Below are 26,238 nucleotides of genomic sequence, written 5' to 3'. Positions count from 1 at the left end.
CTCCTGGAACAGTCGCTCAGGCGACCTGCATGCCCGCGATCGCCCGTTCCAGGCGTGCGAGCCCTTCATCGATGTCGGCCTGCTCGATGACCAGGCTCGGCGCCAGGCGCATCACGTCGGGCCCCGCCTGCAGGATCATCAGTCCCTCGCGCTCGGCAGCGGCCATCAATTCGCCCGCACGACCTTTCCAGCCTTCGGCAAGTACCGCACCGATCAGCAGACCCAGCCCGCGCACCTCGGAGAACACACCGTACTCGTGGCCCAGGCGCTTGAGCGCTTCGTGGAAATACGCCGAGCGCTGCTTCACACCCTCCAGCACCTCGGGCGTGTTGATGTAGCCGACCGCCGCATCCGCGACCGCACAGGCCAGCGGATTGCCGCCGTAGGTCGTGCCGTGCACGCCAACGGAGAAGTGCTTGGCCAGCGCGTGGGTGGTCAGCATGGCGCCGATCGGGAAACCACCGCCCAGGCTCTTGGCGCTGGAGAGGATGTCCGGCACAACGCCGTAATGCATGTAGGAGAACAGCTCGCCACTGCGGCCCATGCCACATTGCACTTCGTCGAAGACCAACAGTGCATCGTACTTGTCGCACAGCTTGCGTACGCCTTCGAGGTAGGCCTTGTCCGCCGGACGCACGCCGCCCTCGCCCTGCATCGGCTCGAGCACCACCGCGCAAGTCTTCTCGCTGATCAGCGCCTCGAGGGCGGCCAGGTCGTTGAACGGTACGTGATGGATGCCCGCCGGACGCGGCCCGAAACCGTCGGAGTACTTCGGCTGGCCAGCCACGCTGACGGTGAACAGGGTACGACCATGGAAACTGCTTTCGGCCGCTATGATCTCGTACTTGTCGGCGCCAAAACGGTCATGCGCCACACGCCGTGCGAGCTTGAAGGCGGCCTCGTTGGCCTCGGCACCGGAGTTGCAGAAGAACACCCGCTCGGCGAAGGTCGCCTCGACCAGCCGCCGCGCCAGGCGCAGAGCCGGCTCGTTGGTGAACATGTTGGAGACATGCCAGAGCGTATTCGCCTGGGCGGTCAGCGCCTCGACGATCACCGGGTGGCAGTGGCCCAACGCGTTGACCGCGATCCCGCCGGAGAAGTCCACCAGTTCTCGCCCTCGCTGATCCCAAACGCGCGAACCCTGGCCGCGCACCGGAATGAAGGCGGCGGGGGCGTAGCTGGGAACCATCAGCTGGTCGAAATCTGCGCGTTCGACGGGCGCGTGCGGAGCGGACATCAGGCGTTCTCCTGCCATGACTGGCGAATTGATAGGGATTCTAGAAAGGAACCGACCGGCAGCCTTGTCGCCAGGCGACAACTTGTTAAGCCAACGGCCACGGTTGCTTCATGCGCGCAGTGTAAACGCAGCAGGGCCCCGCCCGGCAGGGGGCAGGCAAAGAAACTTGCGCGGGAGGCTCACGCCGCGAAACGCAGAAAGCCCCACTCACGAGCCGGGCTATAGCCAATAGGCCAGGCGGCGCTCGTGCTCAGGCAGGCTTTGCCGCGTGACCGGCGCACTGACCGGCCCCGCAACCTCCCGGGTGCGTCGGCCGATCGAAAGGAAACAGACCGGCGCGAAAGCTCTGGCTCATGTGCTCCGCGCGCGCCACCGCCTGCGCTGCGGCATCGGCTGGCAGCGTCTCGCTGGCGGCCTGACGGAACAACGTCAGCCATTGCTCGAAATGCTGGCGCTCGATCGGCAGGTTGATATGGAGGGGAAATGGCGAGCGCGCATAGCGCTTGGTGCCCAACAGGGCATGGGACCAGAAGTCGGCGACCACCTGGAAGTGCGCCTCCCAGTCATGCACATCGGCGAAGACCCGACTGAGATCCGGATGACGGCGCGCACGACCGTAGAAGGTACGAACCAGTTCGTCGATCTGTTGTTCGGTCACGGGCATGGCGATTCCCTCCGAGGGCTGGCAAATGCCCGATGATCGCAGCACCACGGACGAACACAACCGACCCGGATCAATAATGCGAGCCTTCGCCCCTAGACGCTACGCACCTGCTCAAAATGACCGGAACCACGCCGCTGGTTGCGATCCTCGCGCGGCGTGGCGCCGAAGAAGTTGCGGTAAGCACTGGAGAAATGCGGCCCCGAGGAGAAGCCACAGGACAGGCCGATCTGGATGATCGATTTGCTGGTCTGCATCAGCAGGCTGCGCGCCTTGTTCAGGCGCAACTCCAGGTAGTACTGGCTGGGCACGCGGTTCAGATACTGCTTGAAGATGCGCTCCAGCTGCCGGCGGGAGACACAGACATGCTGGGCGATCTCATCGGTGGTCAGCGGCTCCTCGATATTCGCCTCCATCAGCAGCACCGCCTGGGTCAGCTTCGGATGGCTGGAGCCCAGGCGATTCTGTAGCGGGATGCGCTGGCGCTCGTCACCCTCACGGATGCGCTCGACCACCAGCTCCTCGCTCACCGCACCGGCCAGCTCCGCGCCCTGGTCGCGGGCGAGCAGCGCCAGCATCAGGTCGAGCACCGCCAGTCCACCACAGGCGCTGAGGCGGTCACGGTCCCAGTCGAACAGATGGCTGGTGGCGATGACCTTGGGGAAGCGTTCGGAAAAGTCGTCCTGCCAGCGCCAATGCACCGCCGTGCGATAGCCATCGAGCAGACCGGATTGAGCCAGCGGATAGACCCCGGCCGAGAACGCGCCCAGCACGCATCCGTCGCGCGCCAATTGGCGCAGTGCCGCGGCCAGGACCGGAGCCAGCGTGACAGGCTCGTCGGCCACCAGAAACAGGCGCTGCAGATCGTCCAGTTGTCCGTCCCAAGGTTCGCCCGGCAGACGCCAGGCCCCCTGTTCGGGCATCGATTCGGCATGCAGGAAACGTAGTTCGTAGCGCGACTCTGCCCCGTGACGGGCGGCGCTACGCAAGGCCTCCTCGGCCAGCGAAAGGGTGGCCGCCCGGGTGCCGGGCCAGATCAAGAAACCGATTCGATGGGCTGTCATGGTGGTCGAGTGTAGCCTCGTTCGGCCTGCATAAGGCTACGTCGAGAGGGCTCTGAGCCGATGAGACAACCTTGTGGGTGCCCCGGGCGCAAAAGTGTGCGGCATTCTAGCGGCGCCAGCACGCCGTCGATTTCCACAATGCGACATGATCTTACAGAAGGCCCCTGCTTCGGGCGACCCTGCCTTGACAAGCGTCGTCTCTTTTCGCCGAAACAACGACGCCCCGCCGAAGCGGGGCGCCCTGCATAGCGAGCGGCCTCAGGCCACGCTTTGCTGCATCGAACGATGGGTCTCGATCAGATGCTCCACAACACTCGGGTCGGCCAGCGTCGAAATGTCACCCAGCGCGCCGTACTCGGCCGTGGCGATCTTGCGCAGGATGCGTCGCATGATCTTGCCCGAACGCGTCTTCGGCAGGCCGGGAGCCCACTGGATGACGTCCGGCGTGGCGATCGGCCCGATCTCCCGACGGACCCAGGCCTTGAGCTCCTGACGCAGTTGCTCGCTGGCTTCCTCTCCGGCGTTTAGGGTGACGTAGACGTAGATGCCCTGCCCCTTGATGTCGTGGGGTACACCGACCACCGCGGCTTCTGCGACCTTGGGATGCGCGACCATGGCGCTCTCCACCTCGGCGGTCCCCATGCGGTGGCCGGAGACGTTGAGCACGTCGTCGACACGACCGGTAATCCACCAGTAGCCGTCCTCATCGCGACGGGCACCGTCGCCGGTGAAGTACATGCCCTTGAAGGTCTTGAAGTAGGTATCGACGAAGCGATCGTGATCGCCGAACAACGTGCGCGCCTGCCCCGGCCAGGAGTCGATGATCACCAGGTTGCCTTCGGTGGCCCCCTCCATGATGTTGCCCAGGTTGTCCACCAGCGCCGGCTGCACGCCGAAGAACGGCCGCGCGGCTGAGCCCGGCTTCATCGCATGCGCGCCCGGCAACGGCGTCATCAGGCAGGCACCGGTTTCGGTCTGCCACCAGGTGTCGACGATCGGGCAACGGCTCTTGCCGACGTTTTCGTAGTACCACTGCCAGGCTTCGGGGTTGATCGGCTCGCCCACCGAGCCGAGCAGGCGCAGGCTGGAGCCATCGGCACCGGCCATCGCTTTATCACCCTCGGCCATCATGGCGCGAATGGCGGTCGGCGCGGTGTAGAGGATGTTGACCTTATGCTTGTCGACGATCTGCGAAACGCGCGAGACGTCCGGATAGTTCGGCACGCCCTCGAACATCACCACCGTGGCGCCGTTGGCCAGCGGGCCGTAGACCAGGTAGGTATGACCGGTCACCCAGCCGATGTCCGCGGTGCACCAGAACACCTCGCCGGGGCGGTAGTCGAAGACCCGCTCATGGGTCAGCGAGGCGTATACCAGGTAGCCGCCGGTGGTGTGCAGCACGCCCTTGGGCTTGCCGGTCGAGCCGGAGGTATAGAGGATGAACAACGCTTCCTCGGCGCCCATTTCCTTCGGCGCGCAGGTGCTGCCGGCAACTTTCAGCAGGTCCTCGTACCAGATGTCGCGATGCGGGTGCCAGCGGATGTCGCCGCCGGTGCGCTTGACCACGATAATCTTCTGCACGCTGTTGGTGCCCGGGTTGGTCAGCGCCTCGTCCACGTTGGCTTTGAGCGGCACACGCTTGCCGCCACGCAGCCCTTCGTCGGCGGTGATCACCACCTTGGACTTGCAGTCGATGATGCGTCCGGCCAGCGCTTCGGGAGAAAAGCCACCGAAGACCACCGAGTGGATCGCACCGATGCGCGCGCAGGCGAGCATCGCCACCACCGCCTGGGGGATCATCGGCATGTAGATGGTCACCACATCGCCACGATGGATGTCCTGGCCGCGCAGGGCGTTGGCCAGCTTGCAGACTTCCTCGTGCAGCTCGCGGTAGGTGATTTCACGGTGCTCGGAAGGGTCGTCGCCCTCCCAGATGATCGCCACCTGGTCACCACGCTCCTCGAGGTGGCGATCCAGGCAGTTGTAGGAAACGTTGAGGGTGCCGTCGGCGAACCACTTGATGTCCACGTGGTGATCGTCGAAGGAGGTCTGCTTGACCTTGCTGAACGGCTTGATCCAGTCGATGCGCTTGGCCTGTTCGCGCCAGAAGCCGTCCGGATTGATCACCGACTGCTGGTACATGGCCTTGTAGGTGGCCTCGTCGGTCAGGGTTCGTTCCGCGACCTCGGGCCGCACGGGGTACAGGGAAACGCTCATTGACACACCTCAGCAATCTAGTTGTTGTTGTCTATCGCTGTTTTAGCCCCGAGTTCCGTAGGGGAACCATTCGACCATGGTCTTACCGCCCCCGTTTTGGCCCTGCTAGGCATGGATACGACAGAACTCATCGAGTCCCATGCGCCGCGAAACCAACTGGTTGACCGGCGCCGCCGAGTCCGCGTAGCCCACCGCCATGCCAGCATGCAACAGCCACTCTGCGGGCACGTCCAGAAAGCCCTCTACTTCGCTGTGGTAGCGCGTCCAGCAGGCCTGCGGGCAGCTCGCCAAGCCGGCTGACTCGAGGAGCAGCATCAGGCTCTGCTCGAACATACCCAGGTCCGCCCACTGCCCTGGGTCCATCCGTCGGTCGACGAAGAAGAACAGCGCGCACGGAGCCCCGAAGAAAGCGTAGTTACGGGCAAACCAGGCGCGTCGCCCATCGCGGTCCTCGCGAGCCACGCCCAGTTGCGCGTACATGTCCTCGCCAACCTGGTAGCGATGCGTGCGGTAAGGCTCGAAGATCGGCTCCGGGTAGACTCGGTAGTCCAGCGCGTCCGCCTCCGGGCGGTTTTCCAGGCGTTCGGCGATGCGCTGGCGAAACCGCACCAGCGCATCGCCGAGCAGCACCTCGACCCGCCACGGCTGCAGATTGCCACTCGATGGCGCACGCGCCGCACGCTGCAGCAGCTCGCGCAGCAACGCCGGATCCACCGGACGATCGAGAAAGGCACGGGTGCTGCGTCTCTGTAGCAGGGCTTGCGCGACGTTCACGGCGACCTCTCTGTGTTGTCAGACCACTCGACCACCGTCCACCGGCAGTTCGACGCCATTGAGGAAGGCAGCCTCTTCGCTGGCAAGAAAAACGGCAACCGCCGCCACATCACTCGGCTGCGACAGGCGCCCCAGAGGAATAGTCGCAATGAAGCGAGCCCGATTCTCCGGAGTATCCGGTACGCCCATGAAATCCTCCAGCAGTGCCGTCTCGCCCATCACCGGACAGATATTGTTGACGCGAATCCCATCGGGCCCCAATTCCACCGCGAGCGATTTGGACAACAGGTTCACCGCCCCCTTGGAACCGTTGTACCAGGTCAATCCCGGACGTGGCCGAATGCCGGCGACCGAGCCTACGTTGATGATCGAGCCCCGCTTGCGCTCACGCATCAGCGGCACCACCGCGCGGGTCATATGGAAGATGGATTTCACGTTGACCGCGAAAACCCGATCGAAGGTCTTCTCATCGACGTCCATCAGCGGCTGGTTGCGGTGCGTGGTCCCGGCGTTGTTGACCACCACGTCGGGGACGCCGAACGTCTCCACGCAGCACTGTACCGCGGCCTGCACCTGCTCGCTCTGGGTGACGTCGCAGGCGATGGCCCGCGCATTGCTTCCCAGTTCAGCAGCCAGACTTTGCGCCCCTTCACCATTGATATCGGCGAGTATCACGCGAGCGCCTTCCTCGATGTAGCGACGAGCGATACAGGCGCCAAAGCCACTGGCGGCGCCGGTGACGATAGCGATCTTGTCTTGTAGTCGAGCCATTTCTTGTTGTTCTCCTTAGGGTCAGAACAGGATCAGATCACGCAGGCCACTACCGGTAGCCAGGCGGTCGAAACCGGCATTGATGTCGTCCAGCGCCAGCTTCTGCCCAATCAGGCGGTTGACGGGCAGCCGTCCCGCCTTGAATAGGCCGATATAGCGCGGGATATCCCGCGCCGGGATGCACGAGCCGATATAACTGCCCTTGACGGTGCGCTCCTCGGCGGTAAGCGACAGCTGCTGCAAAGGCCATTGGTCGTCGGGATGCGGCAAGCCCGCGGTCACCGTGGTGCCGCCCCGCCGGGTGGCGGCGTAGGCCAGTTGCATGGCCGCCACGGAGCCGGCGAATTCGAAGGCGAACTCTGCACCGCCGCCGGTATGTTCGCGAATCTTCGCCAGCGCATCGGGATCCCCTGCATTCACCGAGAAACTCGCACCCAGTTCCAGGGCCAGTTCCAACTTACTCGGTTGCACATCCACCGCCACCACCGGGTTGGCCCCACCGGCTAGCGCACCAAGCAAGGCACTCAAACCGACACCACCGAGGCCGACGATCAGTGCCGACGCCCCCGGCCGCAGTTGACCGGTGTTCACCACCGCGCCCACGCCGGTCAGTACGGCACAGCCGAACACGGCTGCCTCCACGGGATCGATATCGTCGTCGATGGGGACGCACGAACGCGCCGAGACTACCGCATGGTCGGAAAACGCCGAGACGCCGCAGTGGTGGTTCACGGTAACGCCAGCTTCACTCAGGCGGCGCCCGCCGGACAGCATCTCGCCTACGGCATTGGCCAGTCCGCCGGGCTCGCACAGCGCCGGACGGCCCTCCATGCACGGCATGCAGTGCCCGCAGCTGGGCACGAAGACCAGCGCCACCCGCTGGCCGACGCGCAGGTTGTCGACGCCACTGCCGAGCTCCACCACCTGGGCACTGGCCTCATGCCCCAGCGCCATGGGTAGCGGACGCGGGCGCACCCCGGTAATCACCGAAAGATCGGAATGACACAGCCCGGCGGCTATCATTTTCACAAGGACCTCGCCGGGGCCCGGTGGCGTCAGGTCGAGCTCATCGATCTGCAAGGGTCGACTCTGGGCGAAGGGCTGACTCGCCCCCTGCCCTCGCAATACGGCAGAACGGATTTTCATGCTTCGCTCCTGCACCTGGGGCTGTCTTCAGCCGTGGTGGCTGACCACGGTCTTGGTGACGCTGAACTCCTCCAGCGCCAGGAAGCCCTTCTCGCGGCCATGACCACTCTTGCGCACCCCGCCGAAGGGCAGCTCGACGCCACCACCGGCGCCGTAGCAGTTGATGAACACCTGGCCGCCGACCAGACGCCGTGCCAGGCGCTGTTGACGCGCGCCGTTCTCGGTCCAGATCGCCGCCACCAGTCCGTAGTCGGTGCCATTGGCCAGCGCCACCGCATCATCCTCGTCGTCGAACGGCAACGCCGCCAGAACCGGGCCGAAGACTTCCTCGCGGGCCAGCTTGTGCTCGCGCGGCACCGGGCCGTAGAGCCGCGGCGCAACGTACCAGCCACCGGCGGGCAGGTCCGCATCGCGCGAGCCCTCCGCGGCCAACGGCAGGCCGCTGGCATCGCACTCGGCGATGAACGCCTTGACCCGCTCGAACTGCGCACGGGTGATGATCGGCCCGCAGTCAGGCGATGTATCCGGTGCGCCCACACGCATCTGCCGCATGCGCTCGGCCACCCGTTCCATTACCTGATCGAACACCTCGCGCTGGATCAGCAGGCGACTACCCGCCGAGCAGGTCTGCCCGGCGTTCTGCACGATGGCTCCGACGATCACCGGCACCGCCTTGTCCAGGTCAGCGTCGGCGAACACCACCTGGGGCGACTTGCCGCCCAGCTCCAGTACGCACTTGACGTAATTCTTCGCCGCCGCCTGCTGCACCTGCACACCGACCTGCGGCGAGCCGGTGAACGTGATCAGGTTGATATCCGGATGCTCGGAGAGCGTCGCCCCGGCCTCGCGACCCAGACCAGTAACAATATTCAGCGCGCCCCTCGGCAGACCCGCCTCGACCGCCAGTTCAGCGACCCGAAGTGAGGTCATGCAGGCGTCCTCCGCCGGCTTGACCACCGAGGCATTGCCCATCGCCAGGGCAGGCGCGATGGTTCGCCCGAGCATCTGTGCGGGGTAGTTCCAGGGAATGATGTGCGCCACCACCCCGCAGGCCTCGCGCACCACGTTCACCGAATAGCCGTCAAGATAGGGAATGACCTGTCCATGGACCTTATCCGCCGCACTGCCGTAGAACTCGAAGTAACGCGCCAACGCCTCGATATCCTTGCGCGCCAGGGCAAGCGGCTTGCCGGTATCGCGGGCCTCGATCTGCGCCAGCTCGTCGATGGACTCGAGCACCTTCACACCAATGCGCATCAGCAGGCGCCCACGCTCGGTGGCGCTGTAGCGTCCCCACTCGCCATTGAACGCGGCACGCGCCGCCTTGACCGCCAGGTCTATGTCCTCAGCCTGGCCGCGGCCGATCTCGGCATAGACCTGGCCATCGGCTGGACAGTAGACCGGCAGGGTTTCCTGGCAGAGCGGCGCACACCAGGCGCCGTCGATGAACAATTTGCTCACGGGTAGACCTCCATGAAAGCAGTGGATGCGGGGGGTGCCGTCGGGGACGCACCGTCGGGGTCTGGCAGCAGCGCACCGCGCTCGATATGCAACAGGTGATCGGGCACGTCCTTGAGCAGGCCGCCGTTGGATTCGGTGACCACGATGCACAGCTCCGGCAGCCGCTGCTGCAGGCGCTTCAGGGCATCGCTGTACTGGTTGGCCAAGGCTGGGGCGAGCCCCTGAAAAGGCTCATCGAGCAACACCAGACGGGTGCCGATCATCAGCGCCCGTCCCAGTGCGGCCATCTTCCCTTGGCCGCCGGAGAGCGCGGCCCCCGAGCGCGCCAACATCGCTTTTAGCTGCGGGACGACCTCCAGCGTCAGCGCCAGGCGCTCATCGACCTCGCGGCGCGATTGCCCGGCCACCTGGCACGGCAGGCGCAGGTTCTCCTCCACCGACAGGCTCGGAAACATCACCCGCTCCTGCGGCGCATAGCCGATACCCAGCCGCGCGCGGCCATGCGCCGGGACGCTGGCCAGATCCCGGTCGTCGAGCAGGATCTGCCCCTCGCGCAACTTGACCAGGCCCATGATGGCGCGCAACAGCGTGGTCTTGCCGGCGCCGTTGCGGCCAACCACCGCGGCGATGGAGCCGCTCGGCAACTCGGCATCGATACCCCGCAGCACCGGCGCGCGAAGGATGTCGGCGGTAACGTTGTGTAATTTCAGCATGGCGGCTCTCCCCTACTCGCCGAGGACTTCACGGCGCACCTGGGCGTTGCCCAGGACCACCTCGGGCAGGCCATCGGCCGCAATGGCGCCGCTGATCCAGGCCGCCACACGAGTGGCGTAACGACGCACGATGTCGACATCGTGCTCAACGAAGATGGCGGTCACCTGGCGCTCGTCGAGCGCGCGCATGACGATCTCCATTACCCCGTGCTTTTCCTCGGTGGAAACGCCGCTGGTGGGCTCGTCCATGATCAGCAGGCGCGGCTCGAGCATCAGCGACATCGCCACGTCGAGCAGCTTGCGCTGGCCCTCCGGCAGGTTGGCCACCGGTTCGTGCTGGCGATGGGTGAGCCCGACCAGCTCCAGCGTGTGTTTCACGGCGTGCGCATCGGCAGACGCCGACAGCGAACGCCACCACGGCAGGCGCTGCGCACGCGCCATACCGGCCAACTCGAGGCACTGACGCACGCTGTGTTCGAGGAACAGTTGCGGCAATTGAAACGAGCGTGCCATGCCACGCCGAACGATGTTGCGCGGCGAACGTCCGGTAATGTCGTCGCCATCGAAGCTGACGCGCCCGGCATTGGGCTTGAGCAGGCCGGTGCAGATGTTGATGAAGGTGGTCTTGCCGGCGCCGTTCTGGCCAATCACCGCCAGGCGCTCGCCGCGGGCCAGCTCGAAGTCGATGCCATCGGCAACCACCAGTCCTCCGAAGGCCAGGGTCAGGTTCTCGGTCTTGAGCAAAGCGGTCATAGTTCACCTCCGCGTGCCGGACGGCGTTCGAGCATGCCCACCAGCCCTTTGGGCAGGAAATAGATGATCGCGATCAGGGTCACCCCGAGGGTCAACTGCCAGGCACCGGATACCAGTGCGGCGGCGTACATCTTGAGGAACTCGTAGAGCAGCGCTCCGACGAAGGCGCCGACGGCATGCCCCGAACCCCCGAGAATGGCGATGAACACGTACTCGCCCGAGCGCAGCCAGTAGCCCATTTCCGGCGTGACCAGCCCCTGGGACAGGCCGAACAAGGCGCCGGACAACCCGCACAGCCCGGCGGACAGCACGTAGCCCTGCCAGAGCAGCTTCTTCGCCGAAACACCGAGGTATTCCAGGCGTGTCTCGTTACTCTTGATGGCCTTCAGCGCCTGCCCCGCACTGGAATTGAAGTAGCGCTGCACACAGAAGATCACCACCAGCGAAACCACCAGCGCCATCACCAGCAGTGCAGTTTCGAATTCACTGCGGCCCAGTTCCAGCCCCATCAGCGTCGGACGTTCCACGCGCATGCCGTCGGTGCCTCCGGTGTAGGCGTAGAACTTGCCCAGCACGGTGAACAGCACCATCGACAACGCCAGGTTGAGCATGCCGAAGAAGATTTCCCGGTAGCGCACCACGAAGATGCCAACGAGCATTCCGGCCACCACGCTGGCCAGGGTGCCGAGAATCACCAGTAGCAGGCCATCGATACCAGGGAAGCGCCCGCTCAAGTAGGCCACCGCATAACCGGAAATACAGGCGTACATGGCGTGTCCGAAGGAAATCTGTCCGGCTCGCAGCAGTACCACGATGCCCATCGCCGCCATGCCATAGCAAAACGCCAGGGTCAGCGGCAGCTTCAACCAGGGTGCAGCCAGACCGATGGAGAGAAACACGGCGGCTGCGACGATCGCGAAGAGAAAGGACTTGCGCATCAGATCCTCCTGGATTGGGCCACGGTGAAGAGCCCCTGTGGCCGTGCCAGCAGCACCAGCACCATGATCACGTAGGGCATCACCACCTCCAGTTCGGGGTACAGGTAGACGCAGAACGAGCGAGACAGGCCGATCATCAGAGCGGTGAGCAGTGCACCGGTGATCTGTCCGAGCCCGGCGGTGGCGACCACCGCGAACGACAGCACGATCATGTCCGCCCCGATCCCCGGCACCAACGAGGTGGTCGGCGACGCCAGCGCGCCGCCCAGAGAGCCGAGCACGGCACCGACGACGAAGGTCAGATAGGCGATGCGGCGGGCGTTGATGCCCAGCGCCGTGGCCACTTCCCGATCATGGGTAACGGCGACGATCTGCTTGCCGGTCAGGGTGTGCTTGAGGAACCACTGCAACAGCAAGTAGACCGCGAGCGCCGCACCGGGTACGAAGAACAACTGGTAGTTCATGTACACCACACCGAGCAGCTCGGCGGTGCCCATCTGGTTCACCACGTCGGCGACGAAATACGGCTGGGTTCCCCAGATCATCCGCTGCAAGTCCTCGAACACCATGAAGGCACCGAACGTCACCAGCAGTTGGAGAATCGGATCGCGGTCCTGGAAACCCTTGAGCAGCAGCATCAACGCCGTGCCCAGCACGATACCGACCGCTAGCGAGCCAGCCAGCAACGCCGCCATGGAAACCGCCAGCGAATCGCCGCCCTGCCCCAGCCACAGGCCGAAGGTGGCCGCGGCGTAGCCACCGCAGGCGTAGAGGCTACCGTGGGCGACGTTGAGGATGCGCACCACGCCAAAGATGAAGGTGAGCCCGAGCGCGACCAGGAACAGCAGTCCCGCGTAGGACACCCCATCCAGCAGCGCCAGGATGAGGATGTCGCGGCTCATGCTAATTCGCCTCCGCCGGCTTAACGGCATCGAGGATCGCTGGCGTCACCGTCTTCAACCAGTCTGGCGTATGCTGCCCCGGCGGCGTGGTCACTGGACCTGGGGCGACAATCATCACGTCCTTGAGTATCTTGAAGTCGTAGTCCGGGCTACTGGTCGTCATGCCGAATAGTTGCTCTTCCAGCCCCTGGCCATCCTCGGGACGAATCGTCACCTCGCTGGTCAGGCCACGGAAGGTCAGGCCACGGAAGGCATCGGCGAGCTGCTCCTCGCTAGGCCATTCGCCATTGTCTCTGATCGCTTTTTCATAGGCGGCGGTCATGCCGTCCAATGCCTGGATCATGTGGTAGACGGAGTAGATCGGGTAGCTACCCGTCTTTCGCTTGAAGGCTTCGACGAAAGCCTTGTGGCGGGGATCGTCGACATAGCGCGGTTCGAGGAAGTAATGGTCGCCGCGCGCGCCGATCAGTACGCCGTCGGGCAGGGTGTTACCCAGCCGCTCCAGCGAGCTCTCCGCCAGCGGCAGGTAGAACTGCGAGGTACGCAGCAGCCCACGCTGACTGGCCTGGCGCACGAAGGTATCCAGGTCGCCGCCCCAGGAGGTCGACAGCACCACGTCTGGACGCAATACCTGCAGGCGGCTCACTTCCGCGGAAAAGTCCGGAGCGCCGAACTTGGGAAACAGCTCGGCGACGACCTTCACATCGGGCTTGAGCTGGGTCAGCACGGTTTTGAAGATGTCCCAGGAATCGCGCCCCCAGGCGTAGTCCTGGTTGACCACCGCGATGGTCTTGAAGTCCGGATGCACCTTGAGCAGGTAGGCCACCGCCGCGACCATCTCGGTTACCGCGTTGGCCTGGGTACGGAACACGTATTTGTAGTCGTGCCCTTCGATGGCCTTTTCGGTACCGCAGTCCCACATCAGGTTGACCACCTTGAGGTCCTCGGCCACCGGCGCCAGGGTGTTGCAGTTGCCACTGGAGATGGACGCAAGCATGGTCTTCGCCCCTTCCTCCTGAACCACGCGGCGGTACTCCGAGAGCAGGCGGTCACCGCCCACGCCTTCGTCGATGAAGATCGGCCGGACCTTGACGCCATCGATGCCACCCTTGGCATTGAGCTCATCGATATACATCTCGGCCGCCGCCTTGGCCGGCGTACCGAATACCGAGGCTGAGCCGGACATGAAGGTGGTGATGCCAATCTTCAGTTCTGAGGGTTTCTCCACAGCGAAGCTGGCCAGGGGCGAGAGAGTCAATGCGGCGAGCACGGCGGCCCGTAGAGCGGTGCGCTGGAACATGAGCTTTGCCTCGAGGCTATTGTTTTTGTTTGAAGCTGAGTCGCTGACAGGCAGGTTGCCGAAGTGCAGGCATTAAGTGAATTCGCTTTTCGGCAAGGTGGCGTTCCGCTGAGCCGAACGCCCTTGCCTGAAAAGCCCTTGTCACCGAGTCACTGGGCCCGGTTACTCGCCTCGGCCGCCTGAATCAGGTCCTTGCCTATGTCGCCTTCGAACTTGGCCCACACCGGGCGCATGGCTTCGCGCCAGTCGTTGCGCTGCTGCGGAGTGAGTTCGATGATCTCGGACATGCCCGACGCCGCGATTGCCTCGCGAGCCTGGCGGTTGAGCTCGTCGGCCTCGCGGTTCACCTCGACGCTGACTTCGGCCATCACCTTCTCCAGTTCGCTGCGCACATCGGCCGGCAGGCCATTCCAGAATTGGGTGTTGGTGATCACCATGTAGTCGATCAGGCCATGATCGGAAGCGGTGAAGTACGGCTGGACCTCATACACCTTCTGGCTGTAGTAGTTCGACCAGGTGTTCTCGGTACCATTGACCACACCGGTCTGCAGGCCCTGGTAGACCTCGGCGAAGCTCATCTTGCGCGGGTTGGCGCGCACCGCCTTGAACTGCTCCTCCAGCACGTTGGAAGCCTGTACGCGGAACTTCAAGCCGCGCGCATCGCTCGGCTCGCGCAACGGCTTGTTCGCCGAGAGCACCTTCATGCCGTTGTGCCAATAGGCCAGGCCGGTGATGTTCTTGCCCTCCATCGCCTTGAGCAACTCCTTGCCCTGGGGACTGCTCTGGAAGCGGTCCACCGCGGCCATGTCGTCGAACAGGAACGGCAGGTCGAACAACTGCAGCTTCTTCGAGTAGGGCTCGAACTTGGCCAGTGACGGCGCCAGCAACTGCACGTCGCCCACCAGCAGTGCCTCCATTTCCTTGCCGTCGCCGAATAGCGAGGAATTGGGATAGACCTCGACCTTCACCCTGCCGGGCAAGCGTTCTTCGGCAAGTTTCTTGAACAGCAGCGCGCCCTGGCCCTTGGGCGTGTTGTCCGCCACCACGTGGGCGAACTTGATGACGATGGGATCGGCGGCGCTTGCCAGGCCGGCAAACGTCAGTGACAGCGCGCAGAACAGCGCCTTGCAGGGAATGGAATTGAACATTGCGACTACCTCTATTGTTGTTGTGTTGGGTTGCACGCAAGCGAGCCGGACTCAGGGGACGCTTTGTCCGGCACGCTCCAGCAGACGGCGGGCGCGCCCGAGCACCGGGGCATCGACCATCTGTCCATCGACCACGAACACCCCTTCTCCGGAGGCGGCCGCGGTCATGACGCGTTGCGCCCAGGCCAGCTCCTCGGCCCCAGGCATGAAGGTCTCGTGGACCACCGCGACCTGCCGCGGATGGATGCACAGCAGCCCGCCAAAGCCCATGTCGCGGGCCTTGCCGACGGCAGCGCGCAAGCCGGCGTCATCGTCGAAGGCGGGAAACACGGTGTCCACCGGCGGCGCCAGTTGCGCCAGCCGGCTATTCAGTACCAGCGCATAGCGCGCCTGGTCGAGCAGGCGTTCGCAGCCCTCGCTGCCGCTGGCAAGGCCGAGGTCCAGAGCCAGATCCAGGCCGCCGAAGGACAGCCGTTCGACACCCGTTTCGCGAGCCATCTCGGCCAGTGCGGCAAGGCCTGCGGCGCTCTCCACGATGGGCCAGACCGGCTTGCCGCAGGCGACGGCCAATGCCACCTGCGCCGCCGACTCGGCCTTGGGCAGCAGCACGCCGACGACCCCCGGATGCCGCGCGCAAAGCGCCAGGTCCGCCGCCTGCTGGGCATGCCCTGGCGAGTTCACACGTACATGCAGGCGCGCCCCGGGATGCGCATCGAGAAAGCCGTCAAGGTCAGCCAGCGCCTTGGCCTTGAGGGGCTCGGCCACCGCATCCTCGAGGTCGACGATGACGACATCCGCTCCCGCCGCCAGTGCCTTGGGAATCCGCTCCGCACGACTACCCGGAACGAACAGCGCCGAACGCACCCCGTTCATACCGCCCCCTGCTGGCGCAGCCGCTCGATATCGCCCGCGGCGTAGCCCAGCTCGGCGAGCAGCGCAGCACTGTGCTCGCCCAGCGCCGGGATCGGGTCCATGCGCGGAGCGAAGGCGCTGTTCGCCGCCGGTGGCAGCAGCGCCGGCAGCTCGCCAGCCGGACTGGCCACCTGGCTCCAGCGCTGCCGCGCAGCAAGCTGCGGATGGTTCCAGACACCGCCCATGTCATTGACGTGGGCGTTGGCGATCTGCGCCCGCTCCAGGCGTTCGATGACCTGCTCGGCGCTCAGCCGGGAGAAGGCGTCGAGGATGATCGCGCGCAGCTCGCCACGGTTCGCCGAGCGCTTGAAATTCGCCGAGAAGCGCTCGTCGCCAGCCAGCGCGGGCTGTTCCAATACCTTGTCGCAGAACGCCGCCCACTCGCGCTCGTTCTGCAGGCCGAGCATCACCGTGCCGCCATCGCCGGCGGGGAACGGGCCGTAGGGATAGATGGTGGAATGCGCCGCGCCAGCGCGCGGCGGCGGCGTGGCACCGTCGAAGGCGTAGTACATGGGGTAGCCCATCCACTCCACCAGGCTCTCCAGCATGGACACGTCGATGCGGCTGCCCTCGCCGGTCTTGTCGCGCAACAGCAGCGCCGAGAGGATGCCGCTGTAGGCGTACATGCCGGCGGCGATGTCGGCGATGGAGCAACCGGCCTTGGCCATGTCTTCCTCGCCCGGCCCGCCGGTCACCGAAAGAAAGCCGCCCTCGCTCTGGATCAGCAGGTCGTAGGCCTTCTTCTTTTCATAGGGACCGCCCTCGCCGTAGCCAGAGATGTCGCAGACGATCAGTCGCGGGAAACGCTCATGCAGCACCTCGAAGGACAACCCCATGCGCGCCGCCGCGCCCGGGGCGAGGTTCTGCACCAGCACGTCGGCCTTGCCCAGCAAGGCGTCGAGCACTTCGCTGGCGGCGTCCTGCTTGAGGTCCAGGGTCAGGCTTTCCTTGGAGCGATTGGTCCAGACGAAATGCGAGGCCAGACCGTGCACGCGCTCGTCGTAGCCACGGGCGAAGTCGCCGGCGCCGGGGCGCTCGACCTTGATCACCCGTGCGCCCAGATCGGCCAACTGACGCGTACAGAACGGCGCGGCGATGGCGTGCTCCAGGCTGACCACGGTAATGCCGTCCAGCGGACGGAGCTTGGCGTTGTTCTCGTTCATCTCGTCACCCTGCAGCGGCCGGTGCCGCCCCTCTCAATACGTTGCGTACGCGTCATCGATCCACTCGATAGGCGCCTTCAGCTCAGTTCCAGCAGGCTCGGCAGTTCGCGCAAGCGCCAGACCTGCCCGATCAGCGCCTCGGCCTGCTCCGGCGTACGCACGCCAGAGAAAGCCACCAGGCGACGAAACTTGTCCTCCAGCTCCGCGCGGCTGAGGGTATTGCCCGGATCACCCTTGGGCTCGTCGATGGCCGCCGACAGGCGCCGGCTGTCGCGGGTCAGCACCTCGACGCGGCCCAGCCAGCGCGCCGGATAAGCGCCGTCCACCTCGGCATCGAGCTGCATCGAGACCTTGTCGCGGAAGGCCGCCACATTCGCATCGCTCAGCGCCAGCGTGTGGAATTCGCCGAGCTGCGCCTTGCCATGCACGGCGATCAGGCCCAGCACGGTGCCCATGGAGAACTTCGCCTGATGCACCGTCTGCGGCACGGTCACCCGGCCGAGCACGTCGATGGCGCCCTGGTGCACCCGTGCGGTGAGCTGCTCGATGTCGTCATGGCGCAGCCCTTCGCGCTGCATCAGCGCCAGCAGCGCGTCGGCGGCCGGATGCGTGTGACGACAGGAGGCGTGGAACTTGAAGGAGGTTTCCGCCAGCGCCCAACGGCTGCCGAGGCAGTCGGACAGGCGCGCCGGATCGGCATCGCTGGACATGCCCGCCGCCAGCCCCTGCTCGCCTTCGAGGATGTTCTTCGCGCCGGTCAGCCCTTCTGCCGTGAGGTAGGCGGCGAGCAGGCCGTCGGCACTGGCCTTGGCGGTGTGCAGCTGCTTGGAGTCCGCCGCATCGCGGAGGAACTCCCAGAGCCCGGCGGCCTGGGTGCCGGCGTTGCCGAGCAGGTCGATGAACTGCCGGGTGTCGAAGTCCAGCAGCTTGCCCACGGTCACCGCCGCGGCGAGGGTGCCGACGGTCGCGGTGGTGTGGAAGATGCGGTAGTGCGAGCGGCCCAAGAATTCGCCAATACGGATGCCCGCCTCGTAGCCGGCCACCGAGGCCAGCAGCAGCTCGCGGCCGGACTTGCCGAGGTCCTGGGCGGCGGCCAGCGCCGGCGGGAAGACCACCGTGGCCGGGTGCAGCACCGAGCTGTTGTGCAGGTCGTCCTGCTCCACCAGGTGCGAGCTGGCGCCATTCACCAAGGCGGCGAAGTACGCCGAACTGCGCCGGCCGTTGACCAGGATCGCCGCCGGGCCGTCGGCCGGGCCCATCTTCTGCGCATAGCGCTCGAACAGCGGGATCGGGTGCGAGCCGGCGCTGGCCAGCGCCGAGCCCAGCCAGTCGAGGAACAGCTCTTCGCTGCGCGCGAGGACCGTGTCGGGAATGTCTTCGTAGCGCAGCGCGGCGAGGAACTCGGCGAGTGCGCGGGTGTGCTGGCTCATGCCGGCTCCTCCCAGGGATTGGACAATTCGATGAGGTTGGCGTCGGGATCGCGCAGGTACACCGAGCGGATCGGTCCCTGCGCACCGGTGCGTTTCACCGGCCCTTCGAGGATCGCCACGCCCTGCTCCGCCAGTTCCTCGATGACCTGGTCCAGCGGCGTGGCGACGATGAAGCACAGGTCCGCCGAGCCCGGCGCCGGGCGTTCGGCCTTGGGTTCGAACTCGTGGCCGGCGCGATGCAGGTTGATCTTCTGCGCGCCGAACGCCAGGGCCCGGCGGCCCTCGCCGAACGTCAGCGCCTGCATGCCGAGGACTCGGGTGTAGAAGTCCACGGCGACGTCGATGTCGGCGACGGTGAGGACCAGATGGTCCAGGTGGCTGATGTGCATGGCGCGTTTTTCCCAGGTTACGGGGGGCTGATGGGTATCGCCGTGTAGGTCGGGCCGCGTAGGTTGAGCGCAGCGATACCCATCACCCACGCCCTCAAAAGCTGCGCGGCAGTTCGAGCAGGTGCTCGGCCACGTAGGAGAGGATCAGGTTGGTCGAGATCGGCGCGACCTGGTACAGGCGCGTCTCACGGAACTTGCGCTCGACGTCGTATTCGTTGGCGAAGCCGAAGCCGCCGTGGGTTTGCAGGCAGGCATTGGCGGCCTCCCAACTGGCCTTGGCGGCGAGGTATTTGGCCATGTTCGCCGCGGCGCCGGCGTTCAGCCCGCTGTCGTATTCGGCGCAGGCGCGCCAGCGCATCAGGTCGGCGGCCTCGATCTCGATGTGCGCCTCGGCGATGGGGAACTGCACGCCCTGGTTCTGCCCGATGGGGCGACCGAACACCACGCGGTCGCGGGCGTAGGCGCTGGCCTTCTCGACGAACCAGCGGCCGTCGCCGATGCACTCGGCGGCAATCAGCGTGCGTTCGGCGTTGAGCCCATGAAGGATGTACTTGAAGCCCTGGCCTTCCTCGCCGATCAGGGTGCTGGCGGGAATCTCCAGGTTGTCGAAGAACAGTTCGTTGGTCTCGTGATTGACCATGTTGGCGATCGGCTGCACGGTCAGGCCGTTGCCGATGGCCTCGCGCAGATCGACCAGGAAGATCGACATGCCCTCGGACTTCTTCTTCACTTCGGTCAGCGGTGTGGTGCGCGCCAGCAGGATCATCAGGTCGGAGTGCTGGATGCGCGAGATCCACACCTTCTGCCCGTTGATCACGTACTTGTCGCCCTTCTTCACCGCGGTGGTCTTGATCTTCGTGGTGTCGGTGCCGGTGGTGGGCTCGGTGACGCCCATCGACTGCAGGCGCAGTTCGCCGCTGGCGAGCTTGGGCAGGTAATAGCGCTTCTGCTCCTCGCTGCCGTTACGCAGCAGCGTGAACATGTTGTACATCTGCCCGTGTACGGTGCCGGAGTTGCCGCCGCAGCGGTTGACCTCTTCGAGAATCACCGACGCCTCGGCCAGCCCCAGCCCGGAGCCGCCGTATTCCTCGGGAATCATCGCCGACAGCCAGCCCGCCTCGGTGAGCGCCTTGACGAAGGTTTCCGGGAAGCCCTTCTCTTCATCGATCTTGCGCCAGTATTCGGCGGGAAACTCGGCGCAGAGCGCGCGCACGCCTTCGCGGATGGCATTGATCTCGTCGGGATCGTAGGTCTTCATCGCTACTCCTATTTTTGTTCTTCTCGCTCGGCCTGGGCCTTTTCAGTCGAATTCCACGTCGGCGCTCTGCGCCACGCCGGCGCCATCGCCGGCCCACAACTCGGCATGCCCGGGCGCGATCAGCCGTCCGCCCACCTCGAACGGCTGCGGCGCGATCAGCGGACGTAGGCCACGGTAGGCAAAGCGCCGCAGGCGAGCCCCCGGGTTCGCCCGGCAGAACGCCCGCAGGTTCAGCGTGGCGATCATCGGACCGTGAACCACCAGGCCGGGATAGCCTTCGGTAGCGGTGACGTAGGGCCAGTCGTAATGGATGCGATGGCCGTTGAAGGTCACCGCCGAATAGCGAAACAGCAGGGTTGGCGTCGGCTCGACCGCCTCGCGCCACTGCCCCACGGGCATCACCTGGCCGCTGCTGGCCTTGGGCGGACTGGGCTGGCGGTAGACGATGTCCTGTTCCTCGCGGACGCACAGCGTGCCGTCCTGCTGGTAATCGTGACGCAGGGTGACGAACAGCAGCGCACCGGTGCGGCCGTGCTTTTCCTCGATCCGCAGGATCTGCGTATGGCGCTGGGCCTCGCCCCCGGCACGCAGCGGCTCAAGGAACTCGACCCGGCCGCCGGCCCACATGCGGTTGCGATCGTCCGTCGGCGGCAGGAAACCGCCGCGAGCCGGATGGCCATCGGCGCCCAGGCCGCTCTCGGCCAACGGTTCCTGGAAAAAGCACCATTGCCAGAGTGGCGGCAGGGGCTCGCCATGGGCAGGCGTGGCCTCGTCGAAGGTGGCGGCGATACGCATCAGCAGGTTGCGGCTGAGCTGGTCGTGGACCTGCTCGGTGCGCCCCAGCCAGGCGCTGTAATCACTCATGAAGAGGTGCCCCGCTAGTGGTGTTTCGCAAAGGATGCACCGGCCCTAGGCATTCCGAGAATCCGCATTTTCCGAGCCCGGCATTCGGCTATGCTGAACGCCAAACCACAACGGGAACGCGTCATGCACTTCGATCTCGCCGATCTGAAGCTCTTCGCACACATTGCCGAGTCGCCCAGCCTGACCCAGGGTGCGCGCCGCGCGCACCTCTCGCCGGCCGCCGCCAGCGCGCGTGTCAAGGCGCTGGAGTCGCAACTGGGTTCGCGTTTGCTCTACCGCGACAGCCGCGGCGTCGAGCTGACGCCGGCGGGCGGGCGCCTGTTGCAGCACGCGCGGCTGATCCTGCGCCAGGTGGATTACCTGAAGAGCGAGTTCACCGACTACGGCACCGATGCCGCCGGGCACATCCGCATCTTTGCCAACACCACGGCGGTCACCGAATTTCTGCCGGAGATCCTCGCCGGCTTTCTTGCCGAGCGCCCCGGCGTGACCGTCGACCTGCAGGAACGCCTGACCCGCGACATCCTGCGTGGCGTACACGACGGCGCCGCCGACCTCGGCATCGTCGCCGGCCCACTGGAGACCCCCGGCTTGCAGGCCCTGCACTTCAGCACCGACCGGCTGGTGCTGGCGCTGCCGGTGGCGCACCCGCTGGCCGGGCTGCGCCAGGTCAGCCTGCGCCAGACCCTGGAGTACCGGCACATTGGGCTGCACGACGGCAGCACCCTGCTGACCTTCCTGCGCGAACACGTCGAACGCCTGGGTCTGTCCCTGTCGCTGCGCATCCAGGTCTCCAGCTTCGAGGCGATCTGTCGGATGATCGAGGCCGGCGTGGGCATCGGCATCATTCCCGAGTCCGCCGCGCGCCGGCACAGCCGCACGATGAAGCTGGTGACGGTGGCGCTCGACGAACCCTGGGCCGTACGCGAGCGCAGCCTGCTGGTACGTGACCTGGAGGCGCTGCCCGGCAGCGTCAGGGCGCTGATCGAGCGTTTGCGGGAACACGCGCCGGGATGAGCGGTCGCATTTCAAGGGCCAAACGTCACGCAAAGGGTTGGAACGTACGCATGTCGAGCGAGAAACTGGAACACTGGAGCACCTGCCGCATTGAGGGCGTCGAACGCCTGCGGCGCAGCTTCAGCTTCGCCGACTTTCGCCAAGCGCTCGCTTTCGCCAATGCCGTGGGCGAGCTGGCGGAGCATCACAACCATCACCCCTCCCTGCGGGTGGAATGGGGACGGGTCAGGGTGGACTGGTGGAGCCACGACATCGGCGGCATCAGCGAGCGCGACCGGCAAATGGCCGCAGCCACCGACCTGCTCCACCCCTGAATCGCCGGCCGGCGATCTCATTATAAAAATAATCCTTATATAACAATTACCTACTGCCAAAACCCGGCACTTTGCCGGGCATTTCGACTTGCCATCACAGTTCAAACTGTTAGGGTACCTAGCTATGCCAACACTGCTCATGCCCATCAGCGCCTTGCTGAGCGGGGTAGCACTGCTGCTGCTCGGCAATGGCCTCCTGAACACGCTGCTGACCCTGCGCGGCAGCGCCGAAGGCTACTCGGCCGGCGCACTCGGCCTGGCCATGTCCGGCTATTTCGTCGGCTTCTTCCTCGGCAGTTGGGTGGCCACGCCACTGATCCGTCGCGTCGGCCACATCCGTACCTTCGCCTTCTGCGCGGCGCTCGCCGCCAGTTGTGCGCTGCTGCACCTGCTGATCATCGATATTCGCGTCTGGCTGGCCCTGCGCGTGCTCTACGGTATCGCGCTGGTCTCTCTGTACACGGTGATCGAGAGCTGGCTCAACGCGCAGACCGCCGCAGAACAGCGCGGCCGGGTGTTCGCCATCTACATGGGGGTCAACCTCGGCTCACTGGCGCTGGCGCAGCAACTGCTGCACCTGGACAGCCCATTGGGCTACAGCCTGTTCATCATCGCCGCGCTGTTCATTTGCTGCGCCCTGATGCCACTGACGCTGACTCGACAGGCACAGCCTTCGGTACCGGAGACGCCGCGCAGCAACCTGCGCCAGTTGTTCGGCATCGCACCGTTGCCGGTGATGGCCTCGCTGCTCTCGGGCTTGGCCTTGGGCGCCTTCTGGGGCATGGCCCCGGTGTATGCCAATCAGGTCGGCTTCGCCGAGGGCGATGTCGGTCTGCTGATGAGCCTGACGATCCTCGGCGGCGCGCTGCTGCAATGGCCCATAGGCCGTTTTTCCGACGGCCACGACCGGCGCCTGGTGCTGATCTGCGTGGTCGGCCTGGCAGCCGCGGTGGCGCTGGTGATGGGGCTGCTGCCCGCCGGGCCCTGGCTGCTGGGGGCAATGTTCCTGTGGGGAGGCCTGACCTTCGCCATCTACCCGATCGCCGTGGCGCAGCTGATCGACCAGTTGCACGCGGAGGAGATTCTCTCCGGTTCGTCCGGACTGCTGGTGCTCAACGGCATCGGCTCGGCTTTCGCCCCCCTGCTCGCCGGTCTGCTGATGCAGCAGTTCGGCCCGATGGCGTTGCCACTCTACTTCGCGCTGACCCTCGGCGCCCTGTGCGCCTACGGCATCTACCGTCGCCGCCACGTCAGCGAACTGCTCGACGAGAACCCGGGGCACTTCGTACCCATGCTGCGCACCAGCCCGACGGTATTGGAGCTGATGCCCGACGCACCGCCGAGCGAGGAAGAAAGCGTGGACGCCCGAGAGGAGAACAGCGCCGCCTGAGCATTTTCCGCCGTGACCGCACGAGGTGGTCGCGGCACCACTTGAAGACGTCGGCCCAGGTCGGCGCGTCAACCGCACAAGGAGACAGCGCATGCTACTTGCAACCGATCTCGATGGAACCTTTCTCGCCGGCGATCCGGAGGATCGCCTGAGTCTGTACCAGACCATCGCAGCCCATCCGGAAATCCGCCTGGCCTACGTGACCGGGCGCAGCCTCGAAGTGGTCCTGCCACTGCTCGCCGACCCGACCCTGCCGCAACCGGACTATATCGTCGCCGACGTCGGTGGCAGCCTCTACCACGGCGACACACTGCAACCCATCCAGCCGCTGCAGAACGACATCGACCAACGTTGGGCCGGCGAGAACCAGGTGCTCCAGGCGCTGGACGGACTGGACGGTCTGGAGCGCCAGGATGTGCCACAGGCGCGCCGCTGCTCGTTCTTCTGCACACCCGAGCGCGCGGCCGATCCGCGACTGAAGGAAATCGCCGAGGAACTGGGTTGCGACCTGCTCTACTCCGCTGGTCTCTACCTGGACTTCCTGCCCAAGGGCGTGAACAAGGGCTCCAGCCTGTTGAAGCTGGCCGAGCACCTGGGCATCGATCAAGAGCAAGTGCTGGTCGCAGGCGATACGCTGAATGACCTGTCGATGCTCAGCTGCGGCCTCAAGGGCGTCTGCGTGGGTCGCTCGGAACAAGCGCTACTGGCCGCCACCGCCACCGATACGCGCATCCTGCACGCCAGCCGCCCCGGCTGCGGCGGCATCCTCCAGGCCTTCGCCCACTTCGGCTTCCTCGGCCAGCACGGTATCGCTGCCGAACGCCGCCAGGCCGCACAGCCCGGGCAGTCCGAGCTGGTCATCGTCTACCATCGCCTGCCCTACGAGGAGCATCGCGTGGACGGTCGCCTGCAACGTCGCCGACCGACCTCGCCCAACGGCATCATCCCCACCCTGCTGAGCTTCTTCGCCGATGGCCGCAAGGGCTCCTGGGTCGCCTGGGCCGTGGAACAGGAAGGCGAGGATTTCGAGACCCACACCACGGTGGACGCCGAGCGCTACCCGCGCCTGACCGCAGCCCGCGTGGCCCTCTCCAAGGAGCAGGTGGACATCTTCTACAAGCGCTTCTCCAAGGAAGCCTTCTGGCCGACGCTGCACACCTTCTGGGAGCGCGCGATCTTCCGCGAAGAGGACTGGCTGGTATTCCTCGAGGTGAACCGCGCCTTCGCAGAGCGAACCGCCCGCGAGGCGGCCATCGGTGCCACCGTCTGGCTGCATGACTACAATCTGTGGATGGTCCCTGCCTACCTGCGCGAACTGCGTCCGGACCTGATCATCGCCTTCTTCCACCACACCTACTTCCCCTCGGCGGACGTGTTCAACGTGCTGCCCTGGCGCCGGCAGATCGTCGGTAGCCTGCTGCAGTGCGACTACGTGGGATTCCACATCCCGCGGCAGGTGGAGAACTTCGTCGACGTGGCGCGCGGCGTGACCCCGCTGAAGACCGTCGACCGGCAGAATTGCGCACCGCGCTTCATCACCTACGGCTGCGCAGTGGGTCTGGAGCGCGTAACCACGGCGGTCGACACCGGCACGCGCATCGTCAAGCTCGGCGCCCATCCGGTGGGCCTGGACCTGGATCGCGTGCGCAATGCGCTGGCACAAGAGAAAACCCGTGAACTGATGGATGGCCTGCGCGAAGCGCTGCGCGGCGTGCGGCTGATCCTTTCGGTGGAACGCCTGGACTACACCAAGGGAACCTTCGAGAAGCTACTCGCCTATGAGCGTATGCTCGAGGACAACCCCGAGCTGCACGGCAAGGTCACCCTGGCCTGCATCTGTGTGCCGGCAGCCAGCGAGATGACCATCTACGACGAACTGCAGACCCAGATCGAGCAAGTCGTCGGACGCATCAACGGACGCTTCGCCAGGGTTGGCTGGACGCCACTGCAGTTCTACTTCCAGTCCCTGCCGTTCGACAGCGTGGTGGCGTGGTACGCCATGGCCGACGTGATGTGGATCACGCCCCTGCGAGACGGGCTGAATCTGGTGGCCAAGGAGTTCGTTGCCACCCAGGGACTGATCGACGGCAGCGGCGTACTGGTGCTCTCGGAATTCGCAGGTGCCGCCGCCGAGCTCAAAGGCGCCCTGCTGACCAACCCGCACGATCCGGCCGATCTGGCCTACAGCTGCTATCTGGGCCTGAACCTGCCCAAGGAAGATGCGCGCAATCGCCTGCGCGAGCTGTTCGGCATCGTCGAGTACTACGACATCCGCCGTTGGGGCGAGGAGTACCTCGCCGCCGTGAAACCCGACGGTGAGCGCGATGCCAGCAACGTGCATTTCCTCCCCGGCACGTCCCAGCCCGAGCCGGTCAAGGCCAGCTAACGCGAGTCAGTAAAAGCAGGCCGCCTCCCG

General features: G+C 65.5%; 24 protein-coding genes. 4 read left to right on the top strand and 20 right to left on the bottom strand.

All coding sequences use genetic code 11. The features are described from left to right. Positions 1-16: 16 nt before the first annotated feature. The 20 genes from ACYRGX_RS11460 to ACYRGX_RS11365 all read right to left on the bottom strand — a co-directional run bounded on the left by ACYRGX_RS11460 (position 17) and on the right by ACYRGX_RS11365 (position 21,101). A complete protein-coding gene (locus ACYRGX_RS11460) occupies positions 17-1,237 on the bottom strand; it encodes an aspartate aminotransferase family protein (RefSeq protein WP_473052610.1) in 1,221 nt (406 codons plus the stop codon). Between the two features lie 250 nt (positions 1,238-1,487). Further along, positions 1,488-1,901, bottom strand: coding sequence for a group III truncated hemoglobin (locus ACYRGX_RS11455; RefSeq protein ID WP_473052609.1), 414 nt, complete (start codon positions 1,899-1,901; stop codon positions 1,488-1,490). A 92-nt stretch (positions 1,902-1,993) separates the two neighbouring features. Next, positions 1,994-2,962, bottom strand: coding sequence for a GlxA family transcriptional regulator (locus ACYRGX_RS11450; protein WP_473052608.1), 969 nt, complete (start codon positions 2,960-2,962; stop codon positions 1,994-1,996). A gap of 258 nt (positions 2,963-3,220) precedes the next feature. Beyond that, entirely contained in the window at positions 3,221-5,179 is a 1,959-nt protein-coding gene (gene acs, locus ACYRGX_RS11445; RefSeq protein WP_473052607.1) for an acetate--CoA ligase, read from the bottom strand. Positions 5,180-5,284: 105 nt separating this feature from the next. Then, positions 5,285-5,953 (bottom strand): nitroreductase, encoded by a 669-nt coding sequence (locus tag ACYRGX_RS11440; protein WP_473052606.1) that lies wholly within the window; start codon positions 5,951-5,953, stop codon positions 5,285-5,287. A gap of 18 nt (positions 5,954-5,971) precedes the next feature. Further along, positions 5,972-6,724, bottom strand: a complete 753-nt coding sequence (locus ACYRGX_RS11435) for an SDR family oxidoreductase (protein WP_473052605.1) — start codon at positions 6,722-6,724, stop codon at positions 5,972-5,974. Between the two features lie 21 nt (positions 6,725-6,745). Beyond that, positions 6,746-7,870: a zinc-dependent alcohol dehydrogenase family protein gene (locus ACYRGX_RS11430; protein ID WP_473052604.1), complete on the bottom strand. Its 1,125-nt coding sequence runs from the start codon at positions 7,868-7,870 to the stop codon at positions 6,746-6,748. 27 nt (positions 7,871-7,897) lie between these two features. After that, positions 7,898-9,331, bottom strand: coding sequence for an aldehyde dehydrogenase family protein (locus ACYRGX_RS11425; RefSeq protein WP_473052603.1), 1,434 nt, complete (start codon positions 9,329-9,331; stop codon positions 7,898-7,900). Next, complete coding sequence (locus ACYRGX_RS11420; protein WP_473052602.1) at positions 9,328-10,044, bottom strand: ABC transporter ATP-binding protein; 717 nt, start codon at positions 10,042-10,044, stop codon at positions 9,328-9,330. The genes ACYRGX_RS11425 and ACYRGX_RS11420 overlap by 4 nt, the downstream gene beginning before the upstream one ends. Positions 10,045-10,056: 12 nt before the next feature. Continuing rightward, positions 10,057-10,797: an ABC transporter ATP-binding protein gene (locus tag ACYRGX_RS11415; protein ID WP_473052601.1), complete on the bottom strand. Its 741-nt coding sequence runs from the start codon at positions 10,795-10,797 to the stop codon at positions 10,057-10,059. Further along, entirely contained in the window at positions 10,794-11,735 is a 942-nt protein-coding gene (locus tag ACYRGX_RS11410) for a branched-chain amino acid ABC transporter permease (RefSeq protein ID WP_473052600.1), read from the bottom strand. Before ACYRGX_RS11410 ends, ACYRGX_RS11415 begins: the two co-directional genes overlap by 4 nt. Beyond that, a complete protein-coding gene (locus ACYRGX_RS11405; RefSeq protein ID WP_473052599.1) occupies positions 11,735-12,637 on the bottom strand; it encodes a branched-chain amino acid ABC transporter permease in 903 nt (300 codons plus the stop codon). Before ACYRGX_RS11405 ends, ACYRGX_RS11410 begins: the two co-directional genes overlap by 1 nt. A 1-nt stretch (position 12,638) precedes the next feature. Then, positions 12,639-13,937: an ABC transporter substrate-binding protein gene (locus ACYRGX_RS11400; protein ID WP_473052598.1), complete on the bottom strand. Its 1,299-nt coding sequence runs from the start codon at positions 13,935-13,937 to the stop codon at positions 12,639-12,641. 149 nt (positions 13,938-14,086) lie between these two features. After that, positions 14,087-15,085, bottom strand: a complete 999-nt coding sequence (locus ACYRGX_RS11395; RefSeq protein WP_473052597.1) for a TRAP transporter substrate-binding protein — start codon at positions 15,083-15,085, stop codon at positions 14,087-14,089. A gap of 51 nt (positions 15,086-15,136) precedes the next feature. Further along, entirely contained in the window at positions 15,137-15,958 is an 822-nt protein-coding gene (locus tag ACYRGX_RS11390) for an HpcH/HpaI aldolase/citrate lyase family protein (RefSeq protein ID WP_473052596.1), read from the bottom strand. After that, positions 15,955-17,160 carry a CaiB/BaiF CoA transferase family protein gene (locus tag ACYRGX_RS11385; RefSeq protein ID WP_473052595.1) on the bottom strand — a complete coding sequence of 402 codons (1,206 nt, stop codon included), beginning with the start codon at positions 17,158-17,160 and terminating at the stop codon, positions 15,955-15,957. The genes ACYRGX_RS11390 and ACYRGX_RS11385 overlap by 4 nt, the downstream gene beginning before the upstream one ends. 77 nt (positions 17,161-17,237) lie before the next feature. Beyond that, complete coding sequence (locus ACYRGX_RS11380) at positions 17,238-18,590, bottom strand: MmgE/PrpD family protein (protein ID WP_473052594.1); 1,353 nt, start codon at positions 18,588-18,590, stop codon at positions 17,238-17,240. Then, positions 18,587-18,979 carry a VOC family protein gene (locus tag ACYRGX_RS11375; protein WP_473052593.1) on the bottom strand — a complete coding sequence of 131 codons (393 nt, stop codon included), beginning with the start codon at positions 18,977-18,979 and terminating at the stop codon, positions 18,587-18,589. Before ACYRGX_RS11375 ends, ACYRGX_RS11380 begins: the two co-directional genes overlap by 4 nt. A 94-nt stretch (positions 18,980-19,073) precedes the next feature. Beyond that, positions 19,074-20,237, bottom strand: coding sequence for an acyl-CoA dehydrogenase family protein (locus tag ACYRGX_RS11370; RefSeq protein WP_473052592.1), 1,164 nt, complete (start codon positions 20,235-20,237; stop codon positions 19,074-19,076). 42 nt (positions 20,238-20,279) lie between these two features. Beyond that, positions 20,280-21,101 (bottom strand): HTD2 family dehydratase, encoded by an 822-nt coding sequence (locus ACYRGX_RS11365; RefSeq protein WP_473052591.1) that lies wholly within the window; start codon positions 21,099-21,101, stop codon positions 20,280-20,282. Between the two features lie 123 nt (positions 21,102-21,224). Between ACYRGX_RS11365 and ACYRGX_RS11360 the strand changes: the two genes are divergently transcribed. The 4 genes from ACYRGX_RS11360 to ggpS all read left to right on the top strand — a co-directional run bounded on the left by ACYRGX_RS11360 (position 21,225) and on the right by ggpS (position 26,208). Beyond that, the gene (locus ACYRGX_RS11360; RefSeq protein ID WP_473052590.1) at positions 21,225-22,118 is read left to right on the top strand and encodes a LysR family transcriptional regulator; all 894 of its coding nucleotides are present in this window, start codon (positions 21,225-21,227) and stop codon (positions 22,116-22,118) included. A gap of 50 nt (positions 22,119-22,168) precedes the next feature. After that, the gene (locus ACYRGX_RS11355) at positions 22,169-22,432 is read left to right on the top strand and encodes a 4a-hydroxytetrahydrobiopterin dehydratase (protein WP_473052589.1); all 264 of its coding nucleotides are present in this window, start codon (positions 22,169-22,171) and stop codon (positions 22,430-22,432) included. Positions 22,433-22,556: 124 nt separating this feature from the next. Next, positions 22,557-23,822: an MFS transporter gene (locus tag ACYRGX_RS11350; protein ID WP_473052588.1), complete on the top strand. Its 1,266-nt coding sequence runs from the start codon at positions 22,557-22,559 to the stop codon at positions 23,820-23,822. Positions 23,823-23,913: 91 nt separating this feature from the next. Beyond that, positions 23,914-26,208 carry a glucosylglycerol-phosphate synthase gene (ggpS, locus tag ACYRGX_RS11345; protein WP_473052587.1) on the top strand — a complete coding sequence of 765 codons (2,295 nt, stop codon included), beginning with the start codon at positions 23,914-23,916 and terminating at the stop codon, positions 26,206-26,208. Positions 26,209-26,238 lie beyond the last annotated feature (30 nt).

The sequence above is a fragment of the Pseudomonas sp. R4-15 genome (genome assembly GCF_055768815.1).
The sequence above is the reverse complement of the archived record's forward strand: the minus strand, read 5'-3'. Positions and strand labels throughout refer to the sequence as shown.